Here is a 15,616-nt window from a genome sequence, read left to right as displayed (position 1 = left end):
GCCGGCCAACCGTATGCCCCGAGTTCAAAGCGGTCTACTTTCAATCGAATCCAGCCAACGTGACTCTCAAAGCTTCTTTCAACTGAACGTGCAGCGGTGGCTTCGTTTCAGTGTCTGAGCTCAGCCAGCGCCGAAGTATGAATTGTGCGGTGGCCAAACCCGTGTGGACCAGCAGCGAGGGACGGATGTCGGATGCCGCATCGACGCCCATCCTTGTGGCGACGAGTTCGACGAGCTTGCGGTCATCGTTGTCGCTGATCAGTACCGATTCGCTCAGTAGGTGGGGGGCGGTCAGTATGGCTCGTTGCCAGTAGTGCGGGTTCGGATTGGTTTTGTCCCAGGCGGTTTCGGCAAACAACGCGATCAGCGCCTCGGCTGCCGATTGGTCCGACGGCTGAGCGCCGTAGGCACCAACGATTTCGGCGACCGCCTGCCGCAACGGCGCGACAAGAAGGTCGTCCTTCGTAGGCGCGTAACGGAAGTAAGTACTGATGGATATCCCGGCACTGGCAGCGATGTCCTCAGTGGTCACAGCAGCAAATCCACGTTCGGCAAAAAGTTGGTGCGCGGTGCCCTGGATCTGCGAGAGCAACTCGGCACGGCGTCGGTCCCTTAACGAGCCAGTATTTGCGGAGGGCATGACATCGCCTTCGTCAATCCGACATTCCCAGATGCTTCCTGAGTTATGGTACGAACAGTAGCGTAGCGAAACCAACAGTACTAGGGGGGTTCACTTGCTGGTCTCGCAGTGTTGGGGGCCCAGCAGGCGACGCGGGTTTCACGGGAAAAGACCGTCTCACAAAAATACGCGGCGGTCGAGGAAGTCGGTGACAGCGCTGGTGAAGGCGTCGTTGTCGTCGCCGGCAACCATATGACCTGTGCCCGTCACGTCAGTTGTTTCGGCGTGCGGGACGAGTTCGAGGAATTCGTTGACCGTTTCCTCGGAGACGACGTCTGAAAGCGCGCCCCGCACTAACAGCGTCGGGGCCGTGATTCGACGTGCTCCTTCGGCGAGAAACCCGCTGATCGCCTCGAACTCCTCGGTGTCGGTCATGAGTTCGCCTTGCAGGACATCGAAGTTGGAGCTGATGAAGGCTGGGTCCCAGCGCCAGACCCATCGACCGTCGCTACGTTGGCGCAGAACTTTGTGCAGACCGTCGAGATTTTCGGGTCGCGGTCGGCGCGGGTTGTATTCGGCGATGATGTCGGCGGCATCGGTGAGTGTGCCGAAGCCGTCGGGGTGGGCGGCCATGAACGACACGATGCGACGGGCCCCGTGGAACTCCATCCTCGGGGTGATGTCGACGAGAATAACGGCTGCCCACAGCCCGGCTGGGGCCAGCAGGTGGGTTGCCAGGATGGTTAGCCCACCCAGCGACGCGCCAACGAGGGCAGGGGGACTCTCGGTGCCGACGTGTTCTCGAACCGAGAGCAGATCGGCGACGAACTTTTCGACGTCGTATTGTCCGCTCGGGTCCCAGTCGCTGTCGCCGTGGCCGCGGGTGTCGTACGCGATGACGGTGTAGCCATGGGCGTGGAGGCGACGAGCTGTGGTGGCCCAGGCGTGGCGGTTTTGGCCGCCGCCATGGAGGAGCAACACCACGGGACCAGTCGTGGGGTGCCGGTAGCAATCCGCCACGAGAGTGATGCCGTCGCGCGTGTGGATGCGCTCCTGAGTAAGTGTCATGTAATCCGCGCCCCTTTGGGCGCAAGGTCCACGCCCGTCACGCTGCGTTGTCCCTCAGGTGACATGTCATCGTCAGCGTGCTCTGGCGCGCGGGGCCAAGGGCTTCCGTTGAGGCCACCAGCTGGCCTCACCGAGCAATGTGGCGATCGCGGGAACCGTGAGGGTGCGGACCACGAAGGTGTCCAGGAGTAGGCCGCAGCCGATGATGAGTCCGGCTTGGAGCATGATCGCGACGGACCCGACCATAAGGCCGAACATGCTGGCCGCGAAGATGAGCCCGGCCGAGGTGATGACTGAGCCGGTGTTCGCGACCGTGCGCAGCACGCCGACGCGAATGTTGTGAGCGGATTCCTCGCGTAGCCGCGAGATCAGCAGCATGTTGTAGTCGGCGCCCACCGCGACCAGGATGATGAACGCCAAAAGCGGAACGGGCCAAGCGATTTGCTTGCCCAGGCCGTATTGGAAGACCAGTGTGCCGATGCCCAGTGCGGCTGCGTAGTTGAGTACGACCGTACCGAGCAGGTAGAGCGGGGCCACCACGGCACGTAGCAGAACGACGAGGGTCAACCCGACGATGACGAGTGTGGCGATGGCCAGTAGGTGAAAGTCGGCCGACAGGAGGCGCTGGATATCGGAATTGACGGCGGGGAAGCCGGCCATCGATATCCGGGCGTGAGCCAGCGAGGTGTTGGGGCGTGCGGCATCGGCAACGTGCGTGATCTTCTGCGCGAGATCCATCGCTTCGCTGCTGTAGGGGTTGTAGCTAGATTCGATGGCGAAGCGCGCGGTCTTGCCGTCAGCGGATAGAAAGTGCTTTGCCACATCGGAGAACTGGCGATTCTCGAAGGCGTTAGCGGGAAGGTAGAAGCCGCTGGAGTTGTCCGAACCGGCGCTGGATCGCGCGGAATTCTGTAGCTGGGTGGCGATCTGACTCATGCCGGACAACATTTCGATGTTGCTGTCGGCGAGGGTGTGCACACCGGTGGCTAGGGCTTGTGCTCCCGACGCGAGCTGGCTGATGCCGTTTTGAAGGCGGCCGATGTTGCCGGCCATGTCGGCGGGATCGCCAAGCGCTCCGAAGGCCTTGTCCAGCGAAGTGACTGTGCGCTGCAGGTCTGCCACGGTGCCGCCTGCATTATTGGCATCGGGCTGGTACAAATCGCCGAGGTCGGCGAGCTGGCTGAAAAAGCCGCCATCGCGCAAAGTCACCAAGATCCGTACCTGGTCGCGGATCTGGGCACACTCGGGGGTGGTGGCACACCAGGGGGAGGTGTTGAGCGCACCGACCAGCGGGTCGATGGTGGCGATCGCTTGTTGGGCTTGTTGAGCTTCTTGGCGTAGCCCGGGCCCGGTTCGAATAGCTTGGTCGACGGTCGGTGTGGTAGCCGAAAGCTGCTGCAGCAGCTGGCGAAAGCGCTGAAATTGTGGCCCGCTGGACTGGGCTTGGGTAAGGATCCCGGTCAGCGGAGTCAGCGCCGTGCGCAGGGTGGTGTCAAGTTGCGCCAGGCCGCCCGCGAGTTGGTCGGCGCCACCGGTGAGTTTGGTGAGATCGGTCTTGTGGGCGTCTCCTTTGGCGACGGCATCGGCCATCTTGGTGCCGATCTGGCCGTTCTGCCAAGAAAGCTGTGCCTGGTCCAGTCGCGCCCCGGTAGGCCGGGTGACGCCGGAAACTTTGGTGACACCTGGCAATTGCGACACGCGAGACGCCATTTCGTCCAGGTCGGCCAGGCTTTTACCGGTGCGCATATCGGTCGGTGATTCGACGACCATGAACTGCGTGATAACGATATCTTTGCGAAAGTGCCTGTCCAGCAGATGATAACCCTCGTTGCTGGCGGTCGTTTCCGGCTGGCCTTGACGGTCGTCATAGCTCATGCGCATGGTCAGCGCCACAGCAGCTAGCCCTAACACGAGAGCCAGGCTGGCGGCCAGCAATGGGCCGGGCCGGCGGACTACGGCCACCGCGATCCAGTTCCAGTAGCGGCGTGTGCGGTCGGCTTTGGGCTCGCCGATGCCGCGTTTAGCGGCCAGCGCCAACACCGGTGGGAACAACGTCACGGTGGCCGCGACTCCGACGAAGACGGCTATCGCACACGCTGGGCCCAGCGCGCCAAAAACGCTCAGCTTTGCAAACACCATGGCCAAAAATGCAAACGCCACAGTCGCCGCGGAGGCCAGGATTACGCGCCCGATGGTGGCGGTCGCATTGATCACCGCGAGGTCGGGCGAGACCCCCTGGCGGCGTTGCTCGTGATACCGGCTGATCAAAAACACCGAATAATCGGTGCCGGCGCCCAACAGAATCGCCGTCATGAACGCGATGGTGAATTGCGACACCGGCATCCCCGCTTCGCCCAGCCCCGAGAGCACTCCGCGCCCTACCCCAAGACTGACGCCGATAACCACCAGTGGCAGCAACGCGGTAAACAATGACCTATAGATGACCAGCAAAATCAGCGCAATCAGCCCCGCGGTCACCACAGAAATGACAATCAAATCCTGCTCAGCCGAATCAATTTGATCGCTGAACGTCGCGGGAGGGCCGGTTACGCGAACCGTCGTGGACGTACCGTTAAACGACTGGGCGGCGATAGCGCGCACCACCTGGACGGATTCTGCCGCCTTCGGATCGCCGAGTGTGCCCGCCACCCCGACCGGCAGATACCATGCCTTGCCGTCCTGGCTCACCGCCTGACCGGCAGTAACCGGGTCGGCCAACAGATCCTGAACCAGTCGCACATGCTTGGAATCGGCACGCAACCGCGAAACCATCGCGTTGTAACGCTGACGCACCGGCGCAGTCAGGCCCGTCGGGTCCTCTACCGCGACGAAGACGGTTGTCTTGGATCCCTGCTCGCCGAATGCGATCCCCATCCGGTCCACGGTTTGCAGCGAGGGCGCATCAGGAGGGATGAGATTCACCGACTGCTGCTTTACGACGATCTCCAATTGCGGGAACAGCACGGCTAAGACGCCGGCAGCCACCACCCACGCGGCGATGACCAGAACCTTGTGCCGGATACTGAACCGCGCTAAGCGGGCAAGCCGGTCGCTGTAAACGCCCTCACCAGCGGTGACCTTGCGGAGTTGTTCCCGGACCGGCCGACTCAAGGTCGCCACGCCCGACGAAACCCACCCGGTATCTACCATCCCCCGTCTCCGCTACGTTGAAAGAAACTAACGGTATCGCAACAGTACTACCGGTACCCTTTCATGGTGTCGGTGAAACTGCTACCGACAGGCGTGCCCATTCCACTGCGGCGGCACCGATCGGCCCTGGCGCTCGACCTCGATGTCCTGTCGCCGGTTCCGTACCTCGGATACGTCAGTACGTAATCCATTGGTATGCAGATCATTTGACGTTGGGCATGGGTCATCGCTGGCTGCTGACAAGCTCACGAACGCCGTAGGCGAAATGCCAGCCGGGAACTCAGCCTGATCGGCTCATCGCGAACATGATCGTGCATTTCCCGACTCATCAGATCGTCGTCCAGGTACGAGCAAGTGCGAGGGGGATAGTGACGTGGACGAACGCGGCCCTGGTCGACCGGGCGTCCTTGGTGTGTGCGCTTGGCAATACCGCGACTGGCCAGCCGGATATCCCGAACCGCACGCCTCCAGAGGTGGGTTTTCGTCAGCGAAATCGGCACATTCATCAGGATTTGACGTCTTTCGTCCGTGAGGTCGCCGCGCCGAGGCAGAAGCTGGATCCTTCGATAGCCACGCGGCCGGCCGACTGGGGGCAGCACCGTCGACTCCCCCGGGTCCCGAACCGCTCGACCGGTTGCCTGATCACCAATCCTCCTTCGGTGCTTGGCCTACACCGCCAAAGTGTACTCATAGTATCGCTACGATACTACTAGTATCGTTCGACGGATTGAATGGCTTCCCCGGTGCAATTCGCTGCGGGCCAGGTTCGTGGGGGGTTTACGGTGACTACGTGGAGCGTGACGCCGAAACCTCGGTAGATGAAGACGACGACGTCGACCCACGCCGCCTTCGGTCACGGACCCGATTGCTGGATGCGGCGACTAAACTCCTCAATGCCGGTGGCATCGAAGCCGTCACCATCGACGCGGTCACCAAAGCCTCCAAGGTCGCACGCACCACGCTGTATCGGCACTTCACCAGCTCCACCCAACTGCTGGCCGCCACATTTGAACGGCTGCTACCGCAGGTCACCCCACCACCTGCTACGGGATCATTACGCGACCAACTGATCGAGCTGTTGAGCCGACAGGCGACCCTCTTTCAAGAAGCGCCGCTGCACGTCACCACGCTGGCCTGGGTCGCGCTCGGGCCAACACCGGACGGCACAGAGGAAACCTACGATCGCAACGCGCTCCGAACACGGATCATCGACCACTACCGCCAACCGTTCAACAGCCTCCTAGAAGGCCCTGAAGCCCGAGCCGGCCTCGACGACTTCGATCTAGAACTGATCCTGTGCCAACTCGTCGGCCCGGTGGCGTTCGCTCGACTCACCGGGCTGCGCGCAGTCGATCGCCGAGATTGTGAACGTATAGTCGACGATTTCCTCACCGCGCACCGCCGCCCGGCAGACACACCCCCTTCGCGGCCCTCGGCCCGGAAATCCTCGTCCGGCATAAGCCATTCCGATCAAGGCGGCAACTAGCTCGGCAGACGGTCGACGATGCATAGCCCGGATCGGGCTCGCGCACACTGCGCAACTAAAAAGTGTCAACGGCAAGCGAAAACTGATCAGCTTGCCGCGCAGTGGTCAGTATTCAGTTGCCGCCGACAAAAAGTCGATTCCCAGTCGGTATGCGGGCCCGCAGGGCACGAAACGCTATCCGCGCCAGCGACGCATCGAGACAGAAGTGAACGACCCGATCGAAGTGCGGCGTGACGGTAGGTGTTCACCCCGATGTCAACCACAGGACCGGGAACACGCGTTCGCCACGATCGGACAAGCCGGAAGGCAGCAGCACCGAATCACCGGGATACATCATGCTGTCATGCACATCGCATCACACCGGCGTTGGGGGACATCCACCCTCAGCGACCCACGTGTCTTTCGTGGCCAGCTTAAGAGCAGACTCATTGCCTCAGTCAGCATCAGTAACACGTTCGGCGCCAGCGGCTTTTAGCAGCTGGTCGCGCGCTTCATGAAGCCTATCGAGGGCGCTCTTCAAGTCGAGAGCGGCGTCGGCCAATTCAGAGCGGGCCGCCGGGTCGCCGTGTGAAGCAAGGCTCGCGGTCGCCGACGTGAGCGCCCTAACGTGGCGCATGACATCAATGGTGTAGCGAGCGGTCCGCATCGCGGTGGCACCCTCGGTTCGCTGGAGATGATCTCTCATGAGACCTAGCCAATCATCGATCGTGTATCGATCGAAGTTGTACATCGCGTTGAGCACCCAGCGTTGCCAGGCCGGTGGGCGTTGTGATGACGTCCGGAGCAGGACCGGAGGAGTAACCATGATCGAAATTTTAGGGCGCGAAACCGGCGTTTTCGACGGTCAGAATAAAGAATGTATGACGTGACGAACCCGAGTGCGCATTGTGGCAATGGATGAGTTCGGCTGCTTTATCTAGGTGACGCCCCCGACACTGCGGCAGCTAGGTTGGACGCAAAAGCCGGACCGTCATTCACTAGTGCGTATCCGCCCGCGAGGCCTCCTTGGCTGCAGAAGGCTCGTCGTCGGCGCACCCTCCGGAAGGTCACGACGCCCGTGTACTGACCAACGCGGGGGACCAGGCGAGTGGCCGTGCGCGGCACGACGGCGGTGGGGAAGCTGCTGCCGGGATTGCCGTATATCGCTTGGCTACGTGACCAGCGTCGCACGATCCGGCGCGCAGCCAGGTATGCGTCCTGAGCTACCTCTACAACCGCAATGGCCTTCTTGAGTCCGCAGACACCCCAGAATCGGCCGGGTCCGCGCCCAGGTTGCTGCCACAAATTGGGCACGATATGCTGATATTCCTTGTCGCCGTTGATGTTTGGCGATGAGTGTTTGGTGAAGTAGATAGCCAGGCGTTTCGGGTCACACGCACGTAATCCGTTGCGAACATCGATGGCCGTGCCAGCGAGCAAATGGCGCTCGCGCTGCTCGGGATCCGGATGGCCGACGATCTCCGCCCATTCGCGCGAGAGCCAGTCGCGGAATTTGACGCCGGATCGGCCTACCGCATGCGGCGGAGCCATCCAGAGGTGAATGTGCGGAGCGCCGCGGCGTTGAAATTCCAGCTTCCAGATGTAGCGGGCCGGTTCACCCCATTCCCGTTGAAAACGTTTGCGCCACAGCATCATATGCCGCTTTACGCTAGCCCCATCAGGTGCTACAGATTCCCAGTCGCCGGGGTAGGTCAAGGTGACCATTGCAGGGACACGGTCGCACTCCACCAGTGGCGTGTAGTCGAGCTCGGCGAAGGTGCGACACATTGCCGCGCGCGACTTGCGAGACCATTCGGTGATCGCACGGGCTGCCGAGTCGGGAATGTTGCGACCGGCCTCAATGCGATCAACCTCTGCCGTCACATCGAGGCGGTGTCGTTTGACTGCACGCTCAGATGCCTTTTCCGGACGCACCGGGTTGGTCCAGCCGAGTCGGACTACACCGGGGCCGATCGTGATCCGAAATCGGCCGGACTCAGGTTCTACGCCCAGCCGGCCCCGCCCTCGCGCCCACGGCCCCGCCGGTTCAAAGAGTGCTGCCGCCGAGGCCACCAGCTCGGGCCTTGGGAACCGCAGTCCGAGGGCATCTGCCGCCGATAACTGCGCATCAACACCGCCCTCGGCGGCATCGCGGACACTTTTGGCACATATAACAAGCCCGTTGGTCCCAGCCGGAACACGGCCTACGCCGCTCCCGCCGTCCGACCGACCGCTACCGCTCTCGCGCCCTGCGGCCCTGGCGGCCTCGGGCACTCGCGGCCTCCCGGCGTCCGCGGCTCCGTCCGTGTTCCGGCTGGCCGTTCGGCTTGTGTCCGGCCGAAGAGTGGGTCGCTCCGCGGTCGTGCTCGTTGGACGGGCGGTCGACCTCGTGATGCTGGGCATCGCGCATCTGCTCCCCGGGAGCCCTCGGCGCGCATCACTGAGTGAAGGGCGATGAAGGGGTCCCTGTCGGGAGTGCTGTCACCGTGTCCGGTTTGTGTCCGATCGTCGGACGGGCAGCCTGCGTCAGACGCGCTCAGCGCGCCGCATTTGACGCATGAACGACGTTAAACCGCAGGCCAGTGGCCATTCCGTCCGCCTGAAAAGCGGAAGGTCGGCGGTTCGATCCCGCCCCTGGCCACCAAGGATCTGCGAATCCTCGGCGTAGCGCGCGTCAAACCACGTAGGGCGCAATCAGAGTGGTGGCACCCAGCACCACCAACCCGATCAAGAACGCGACGATCGTGAAGCCCATCACCTGACGGACATTGAGCTTCGCGATCGCAAGCAGGGGCAGCAGCCAGAACGGCTGAATCATGTTCGCCACCCCTTCGCCGACGGCGACCGCCATGGACATCAACCCGAGGTAGGCCGGCGAGGTCTGACCGACCGCGCGCGCCGAGTCGACCGCGATCGGGCCCTGCACGGCCCAGTGCCCGCCGCCGGACGGCACGAACAAGCTGATGATCAACGAGCCGATGAAGGTAAAAAACGGCAGCGTGTACTGCGTCGCGCCGCTCACCAGCCCGTGCGCCAGCAGCGTCTGCAGGGGCACGGTCTTGCCGCCGGCGTGCGGGGGCGCGTAGCCGAGCAGAGCGACCAGACCGCCGTAGAGCGGGTACTGCAGCAGCAGCGGACCGGACACCTTCGCGGCACCGGTGAATGCCCGGATGAACCGGATCGGCGTGCCGTGCAGCAGCGCGCTGGTGATCGTGAACAACATGATCATCGACGAGATGTTCAGCGCGAAACCGCTGAGGCAGAAGTAGGCAATGCCCGCGGCGAACACGAAGACGTTGAGAATTCATTGATTTTCCAGCCATTCGGCGAACGATCGCTTGCCCTCGGCCTTGGCCTTGGCCTGGCCCTCGTCCTCGAACACGGCGGGATGCGGCGCAAGGGTTTGTGTCGGCTGCATGCGCCAGATCGCAAGCGCGAGCAGCGCCAGCACGACGATCACCGACAGCCAGCTGTAGGGCTCAAAGATCGTCAGCTTGAGCGGCACCGTGGCGCCAGTCATCTTGTGGATCACGTTGATTGGGCTGCCGTCGTCCGTGTTCGCCAGCGCGATCGACGACGACAGTCCCTGCGTCCAGACGATGAAGCCCATGAACGCCGCGGCGATGAGGTAGCCGAAATGTGTGTCGGCGAAGCGCTTCCCGATCTGGCGCGCGATCAGCGCACCTGCGACCAACCCGAGCCCCCAGTTCAGCAGGGATAGTGCCGCGCTCAAGCCGAAACAGAGCAGGGCCCCCTGCACCTGGTTCCGCGGCTTGCCCGCGATGTAAACGATGGCCCGCTTGAGAACTGGCGCCTCGGCGAGCGTGTAGCCGGTCACGAGGATCAAGACCATCTGGAAGGCGAAGGTGAAGATATTCTGCGATCCCCACACACCGCCGTACCACGCCTTGACCATGCCGCTCGGCGAGGCGCCCTTCACCAGGAACGCAACCAGCGCGGCGACGATGACGGTGAGGATGACCGCGAACAGGAAGGGGTCGGGCATCAGCCGTTCGACATACCGGACGCACAGCGCGGTGAACGCCTGGATGACGCCGCGGTGTCTGGGTTTACCGTCTTCGCCTGACGCGCTTGGCCGTTCGGCCTCGGGCGCCACCTCACGCGCCTCGTTGGCAGCCTTGGGTTCTTCGCTCGTCGTCATCGACCTGCCCTCGCGTTCTCTGGCCAGCTCGCGTTCGACCGCGCGCATTGGCTGATCGTAATAGCGGAACTGATGAGGCCTGAACCTGACGGAAGATGTCGCGGCTATGAACTGCCGTGGCTGCGTGGTTGCGTTCCGGGTCAACAGGGCGTTGGGTCGGGCCGGCGACCGACGGGTACTGCACATCCCGGCCGGCACGGTCATCATGCTGTGCCTGGGAGCGGCCAACGGTGACCCCCGAAAATTCGAGAATCCCAACGAATTTCAGGTTGACCGGAAGAACGTCCGCGAGCACATCGCGTTCGGCCGCGGAATCCACACCTGCGCGGGCGCACCGCTGGCGCGCGTGGAGGGGCAGATCACCATCAACCGCCTCCTCGACCGAACGCGCGACATCCGGGTCAGTGAAGCCAAGCACGGCGTGGCGCCCAACCGCGACTACCGCTACGAGTCCACGTTCTTGCGGCGCGGGCTCAAGGAGTTGCACATCGAGTTCACCCAGGCCGACTGACGCGCGTCAATCCTGTGCCGCGAGCATTACGGCACCCTCTTCACAGCTTCCTCAAGCTCCGAACGATCTTGAATACCTTGGCGATATCGCGCTGGGGTATAGCGCTGGTCGCGGGGCTAGTTTCCGGAAGACCGTTCACATTGTTGTTGTGCGGCCTGCAGGATCGCCTCTGCGACAATAAATGTGGGTTTGGCGCGGTCGGCGCCGTCGACAGGCAGGTCCGCGGCGCACCGCAGCACCATCAGGGCCAACGCACTGTGGGTCGCGTAAGAGACGATCAGCAGGTTCGCGCAACCATGTGCGCCGCTCACCGTCATGACGTGCTGGCGCTTGCCTTCCCACCCCGGCCAGTTGAAATCGGGTGGTCGCTGCAGCGATGACCAGTTCACATTGATGGAAGTGACATCCCCGAGCAACGGAGTCAGGACCGCAATGAGCTCGGGTAATTCGTTGGTGATGCGATCTGCACGCGGCCACCATGCGCCGTCGATATCGCGGCCGAGGTGGCGAGCAACCGATAGCCGGATGGGAGTGGCCTGGCGCCGGGTCCTGGCCGCGTAGCTCATCGGAAGTACCGCAGTTGGCAATTCGCGCACCTAGTCATGAAGGTGCAGATATCCGCAGAATTTGTCGGAGTTTTCCGCCCATGGGTGATGGGCGGGATTGCATAACCCATGGGCGGTGCCTTCGCGCTCGTCGTCGTCGAGCCCGCGGGTGCGGGACCAACGGAGGAATCACATTGCCGAGGGGTGTCATCCGCGCCGACCATGCGGTGGACCACCGCTGACAACGAATGGCTCGTCTTCAACGCTACGCCATTACCGGCCGGCCCGGGCGGTCGGGTAGCCAGCGACAGCGCGCAAGCACGGCACGGCTTGGCCGACCGCGTCTGGGGAATTCGCCCGGCGACTCAAGCTTGTCATTGACAACCGCAACAAATCCTTTGCGGTGCAAGGGATGAGGAGACGACGCTTCCCATCTGCCCTTGGAGCGCGATGACGGGTAGGGTGGTGGCGACGACGAGGACGGATTACATGGCAATAGCAAACTGGTGTGACGCGGTTGAGATCCACCCATCGCAGATCCGGGTCGGTGACATCATCGGCACGCGGCGTCCCACCGAATTGCGTCTGAAGGTCACGATGATCAGTGGCCCGCAGAGTGGTCCGGGGCAATGGACATTTTTCAGTCGGGACGATAACGGTCAGCAGCGAACCAGTACGTTCGGAGAAGGCGAATTGGTCCGCCGGTACGCCAAAGCATCCTGACGTACCGGCGCTTCGACGCCGATCAGGGACGGCAATTCGAAGAACCGACAGCCTCCGTATCGGGCCGATCGGAAAACGTCGGGTGCTCGACCGGTTTCGCAGAGGTTTCGCCCGAAGCGACATGCTTCGGTGCCTCGGGGTGGGAAAACAGGTTCGACTGGTCCATGGGCTGTCCTTCCAATGAAGAGTTCGGCCGATACGCATCGTTACGCGGCGTCGGACGACGATCGAATCGCACGGCGTTCTCATTCGTGACTCGTCCGCGACTCGGGGTGACCGCTAGAATGCGGTTCCCCTCCACCCTACAGGCAGCCGGCGCCGTGCATGCCCCGCTTAGGTGAGATGCCGCCTTGGCGTGCTTTCTGCATCCAGAGAGGGCGGCCCCACGGCCTGGGCGCGCTGGTTCCGCCGGCTCGCGTGGCCCCACGCCCCGACTCGCTGATAAATGAATTCGCAAGCGACGCAACTATTTTCAAAATATGGTCGGTTTCGTGCTACCCTGGGCCCGCATGGATGTTTTTGGTACATCCGCATTTGAATGAGAGAAGTTAAGTAATATGGCACAGGGAACTGTGAAATGGTTCAACGGTGAAAAAGGCTTCGGCTTCATCACCCCTGACGACGGCGCGAAGGACCTCTTCGTCCACTACTCCGAAATCCAGGGAAACGGCTATCGCTCGCTCGACGAAAACCAGCGCGTTCAGTTTGAGGTTGAGCAAGGAGCCAAGGGTCCCCAGGCAGTAGGAGTCAGTACCGTCTAGAAATTCACAAACGTCACGGTGGGCTGGTGCGGTTGCTTCGCAGCAGCCCACTGGTGTTTCCGGACCTCTCCAGCATTCGGAAGCCGCTGCCCCGTCGGCTGCGACATCATCTGGTGCTTCACCCGATCCGGACCGACCAATCGGGATAATGACCGGATGCGTCTCGCGCGGGTGCTGCTATTGACGGTCGCGCTGGCGCTTGCCTGGGTGGGCGGGCCACTCACCGCCCAGGCATCCCCCGACGTGCCGCCGGTCAGCGACGCCGCGCGTGCGGCAGGCTTCGTGGACATCCGTACCGTCGTTCCCGACGCGGTGCTCGATCTGCGCTACGCGACCACCAACAACTTCACCCACACGCAGCTGTACCCCTCCGACGCCAGATGCCTTGTGCACCAATCGATGGCGCCCGGCCTGGCCGCCGCGGCCGGCGCGTTACGCCCACAGGGCCACCTGCTGGTGTTCTGGGACTGCTATCGGCCGCACGACGTTCAAGTCAAGATGTTCAACCTGGTCCCCAACCCGGCGTGGGTCGCCCGACCGGGTCCGTACGCGCACAGCCATGAGTCGGGGCGTTCGGTCGACGTCACCTTCACGACGCCGCAGCAGCCGTGCCCGTCCGGGCAGCACGCTGGTGGGCTCTGTCTGGCCGACATGGGTACCGACTTCGACGACTTCACCTCTCGGGCGACCGCTTTCAATACCCAGGGCATCAGCCCTGACGCGGTGGCGAACCGGGCCGCGCTGCGGTCCGCCATGACCTACGGCGGCTTGAAGGTGTATTCGGGGGAGTGGTGGCATTTCGACGGCCCGGGCGCCGGCATCGACCAACCGATACTCAGCGTGCCCGTTAATTAGCTATCTCATATGATGAGACGCTGATTTCATATTGTGGCCGCTCGGCGTAAGCTGCCAGACGAGACGCGGCAAGGGATCACGGTGAACGACGAACATCAAGCGACCTACACGCACGGACACCACGAGTCGGTGTTGCGCTCGCATCAGCGACGCACCGCCGAGGACTCCGCGGCCTACCTGCTGCCGTACCTGAAGCCGGGGCTGTCCGTGCTCGACGTCGGGTGCGGACCCGGCACCATCACCGCCGACCTGGCCGCCCTCGTCGCGCCCGGGGCGGTCACCGCCGTCGACCAGGTCGCCGACGTGCTCGATGTTGCCCGCGCCGAAGTCGAGCGACGCAATCTGTCCAACGTCTCGTTCGCGACCGCCGACGTGCACAACCTCGAATTCCCGGACGGCACTTTCGATGTCGTCCACGCGCATCAGGTGCTTCAACACGTCGCCGATCCGGTCGCGGCCCTGCGGGAGATGCGGCGAGTGCGCGCGCCGGGCGGCATCGTGGCGGCCCGCGACGCCGATTACTCGGGGTTCGTCTGGTACCCCGAAATGCCGGCGCTCGACCTGTGGCGAGACCTCTACCAGCGCGTCGCGCGCGCCAACCGCGGCGAACCGGATGCGGGGCGGCGATTGCTGTCGTGGGCGCAGCAGGCTGGATTCGGCGACATCGCGCCCACGGGCAGCCTGTGGTGCTATGCCACGCCCGCGACGCGCGACTGGTGGGGCGGAATGTGGGCCGAGCGAATTCTGCACTCCACCGTCGCCCGTGACCTGGTGAGCCTCGATCTGGCGACCACGGCGCAGCTTCACGAGATTTCCGCCGCGTGGCGGGAATGGGCCTCCGCCCCGGACGGCTGGATCGCCATCCCGCACGGGGAAATCATCTGCCGCGCGTAGACGCTCAGTCGAGAAAAAGGTCCGGAATCGGTTGGTCGCCGCCGCCGTACCGGGACAGGTCCTCGACACCGGCGGAGTGCAGAACATCGGCGTCGATGTAGCAGTTGCCGGTCGCGTCCCGGCTGGGGCGAGAGATGATCTCGACGGCGGCGTCGGCCATGATCTCGGGGCTGCGCGACGGCTCGGCCAGCTTGTCCCCGTCGGCCATGTTCGCCACCGCCGCGGTCGCGATATACGTCTGCGGCCAAAGGCAATTCACGCCGATCCCGGCTCTCCCGGGTTGGAAGGCGAATTCCACCGCCCAGCCCAGCGACAGCAGCGTCATCCCGTACTTGGACAGCGTGTAGGCCGGGTGCTCGCCCAGCCACCGGGGGTTCATGTTCACCGGTGGCGAGATGGTGAGCACGTGCGGGTTGGCGGATTTCTACAGGTGGGGCACGCATGCCTTGGTCAGCAGGAAGGTGCCGCGCAGGTTGATCTCCTGCATCAGGTCGTACTTTTTGGCCGACAACTTGGCGGTCGGTTCCACCGCGATGGCGCTGGCATTGTTGACGCAGACGTCGACGCCGCCGAACCGTTGCACCGCCGCATCCACCACGCGCTGCACGTCCTCTTCGCGACGGACGTCGCCGACGACCGCCAGCACCTTGCCGCCGGCGGCCACGACCTCGGCCGCCGCGGTGTGCACGTTCCCGGGCAGGCGGGGATGTGGAGTGTCGGTCTTGGCCAGGAGCACCACGTTGGCGCCCTGCCTGGCCGCACCGATCCCGATCGCGAGCCCGATTCCGCGGCTGCCACCAGAGATGACGACGGTGCGATCGACGAGCGAACCGTTGGGCATGGAGCCTCCTTTTACCTGGTCA

Annotated in this window: 11 protein-coding genes, 1 tRNA gene and 3 pseudogenes; 7 read left to right on the top strand and 8 right to left on the bottom strand. The window is 63.4% G+C overall.

What is annotated here, in order from left to right; all coding sequences use genetic code 11:
• Positions 1-40: 40 nt before the first annotated feature.
• From B8W69_RS05275 to B8W69_RS05265, 3 genes are all read right to left on the bottom strand, one after another.
• Complete coding sequence (locus tag B8W69_RS05275) at positions 41-640, bottom strand: TetR family transcriptional regulator (RefSeq protein WP_041787015.1); 600 nt, start codon at positions 638-640, stop codon at positions 41-43.
• 156 nt (positions 641-796) lie between these two features.
• Entirely contained in the window at positions 797-1,687 is an 891-nt protein-coding gene (locus tag B8W69_RS05270) for an alpha/beta fold hydrolase (RefSeq protein ID WP_041787016.1), read from the bottom strand.
• A 72-nt stretch (positions 1,688-1,759) separates the two neighbouring features.
• A complete protein-coding gene (locus B8W69_RS05265) occupies positions 1,760-4,837 on the bottom strand; it encodes an MMPL/RND family transporter (protein WP_014379122.1) in 3,078 nt (1,025 codons plus the stop codon).
• Between the two features lie 790 nt (positions 4,838-5,627).
• Between B8W69_RS05265 and B8W69_RS05260 the strand changes: the two genes are divergently transcribed.
• Positions 5,628-6,323: a TetR/AcrR family transcriptional regulator gene (locus B8W69_RS05260; protein WP_014379124.1), complete on the top strand. Its 696-nt coding sequence runs from the start codon at positions 5,628-5,630 to the stop codon at positions 6,321-6,323.
• Positions 6,324-6,756: 433 nt separating this feature from the next.
• Here B8W69_RS05260 and B8W69_RS31220 read toward each other — a convergent pair whose 3' ends face one another.
• Both B8W69_RS31220 and B8W69_RS32185 read right to left on the bottom strand, forming a co-directional pair.
• Positions 6,757-7,128 carry a hypothetical protein gene (locus B8W69_RS31220; RefSeq protein WP_044059196.1) on the bottom strand — a complete coding sequence of 124 codons (372 nt, stop codon included), beginning with the start codon at positions 7,126-7,128 and terminating at the stop codon, positions 6,757-6,759.
• Between the two features lie 107 nt (positions 7,129-7,235).
• Positions 7,236-8,705, bottom strand: coding sequence for a rolling circle replication-associated protein (locus tag B8W69_RS32185; protein ID WP_014379125.1), 1,470 nt, complete (start codon positions 8,703-8,705; stop codon positions 7,236-7,238).
• A 173-nt stretch (positions 8,706-8,878) separates the two neighbouring features.
• On the opposite strand from B8W69_RS32185, the gene B8W69_RS05245 reads away from it, so the two are divergent.
• A tRNA-Phe gene (locus B8W69_RS05245) sits at positions 8,879-8,946 on the top strand.
• Between the two features lie 30 nt (positions 8,947-8,976).
• Here B8W69_RS05245 and B8W69_RS05240 read toward each other — a convergent pair.
• Positions 8,977-10,353: pseudogene (locus B8W69_RS05240) on the bottom strand (TIGR00366 family protein).
• Positions 10,354-10,591: 238 nt separating this feature from the next.
• Here B8W69_RS05240 and B8W69_RS05235 point away from each other — a divergent pair.
• A pseudogene (locus B8W69_RS05235) lies at positions 10,592-10,975 on the top strand (cytochrome P450); the annotation flags it as partial.
• A 116-nt stretch (positions 10,976-11,091) separates the two neighbouring features.
• Here B8W69_RS05235 and B8W69_RS05230 read toward each other — a convergent pair.
• Positions 11,092-11,541, bottom strand: coding sequence for a DUF5994 family protein (locus B8W69_RS05230; RefSeq protein WP_085288892.1), 450 nt, complete (start codon positions 11,539-11,541; stop codon positions 11,092-11,094).
• Between the two features lie 468 nt (positions 11,542-12,009).
• On the opposite strand from B8W69_RS05230, the gene B8W69_RS05225 reads away from it, so the two are divergent.
• The 4 genes from B8W69_RS05225 to B8W69_RS05210 all read left to right on the top strand — a co-directional run bounded on the left by B8W69_RS05225 (position 12,010) and on the right by B8W69_RS05210 (position 14,753).
• The gene (locus B8W69_RS05225; RefSeq protein ID WP_085288891.1) at positions 12,010-12,243 is read left to right on the top strand and encodes a hypothetical protein; all 234 of its coding nucleotides are present in this window, start codon (positions 12,010-12,012) and stop codon (positions 12,241-12,243) included.
• Positions 12,244-12,800: 557 nt separating this feature from the next.
• Positions 12,801-13,004 carry a cold-shock protein gene (locus tag B8W69_RS05220; protein WP_085288890.1) on the top strand — a complete coding sequence of 68 codons (204 nt, stop codon included), beginning with the start codon at positions 12,801-12,803 and terminating at the stop codon, positions 13,002-13,004.
• Between the two features lie 156 nt (positions 13,005-13,160).
• On the top strand, positions 13,161-13,859 hold the full coding sequence (locus tag B8W69_RS05215; protein ID WP_085288889.1) for a M15 family metallopeptidase: 699 nt from the start codon (positions 13,161-13,163) through the stop codon (positions 13,857-13,859).
• An 81-nt stretch (positions 13,860-13,940) separates the two neighbouring features.
• Positions 13,941-14,753: a methyltransferase domain-containing protein gene (locus tag B8W69_RS05210; protein WP_085289015.1), complete on the top strand. Its 813-nt coding sequence runs from the start codon at positions 13,941-13,943 to the stop codon at positions 14,751-14,753.
• Positions 14,754-14,757: 4 nt separating this feature from the next.
• Here the strand turns inward: B8W69_RS05210 and B8W69_RS05205 are convergent.
• A pseudogene (locus tag B8W69_RS05205) lies at positions 14,758-15,594 on the bottom strand (SDR family oxidoreductase).
• Between the last annotated feature and the right edge of the window lie 22 nt (positions 15,595-15,616).

The organism is Mycolicibacterium vulneris, from assembly GCF_002104765.1.
Lineage (GTDB): Bacteria > Actinomycetota > Actinomycetes > Mycobacteriales > Mycobacteriaceae > Mycobacterium > Mycobacterium vulneris.
This window is presented reverse-complemented; position numbering and strand designations above follow the sequence as displayed.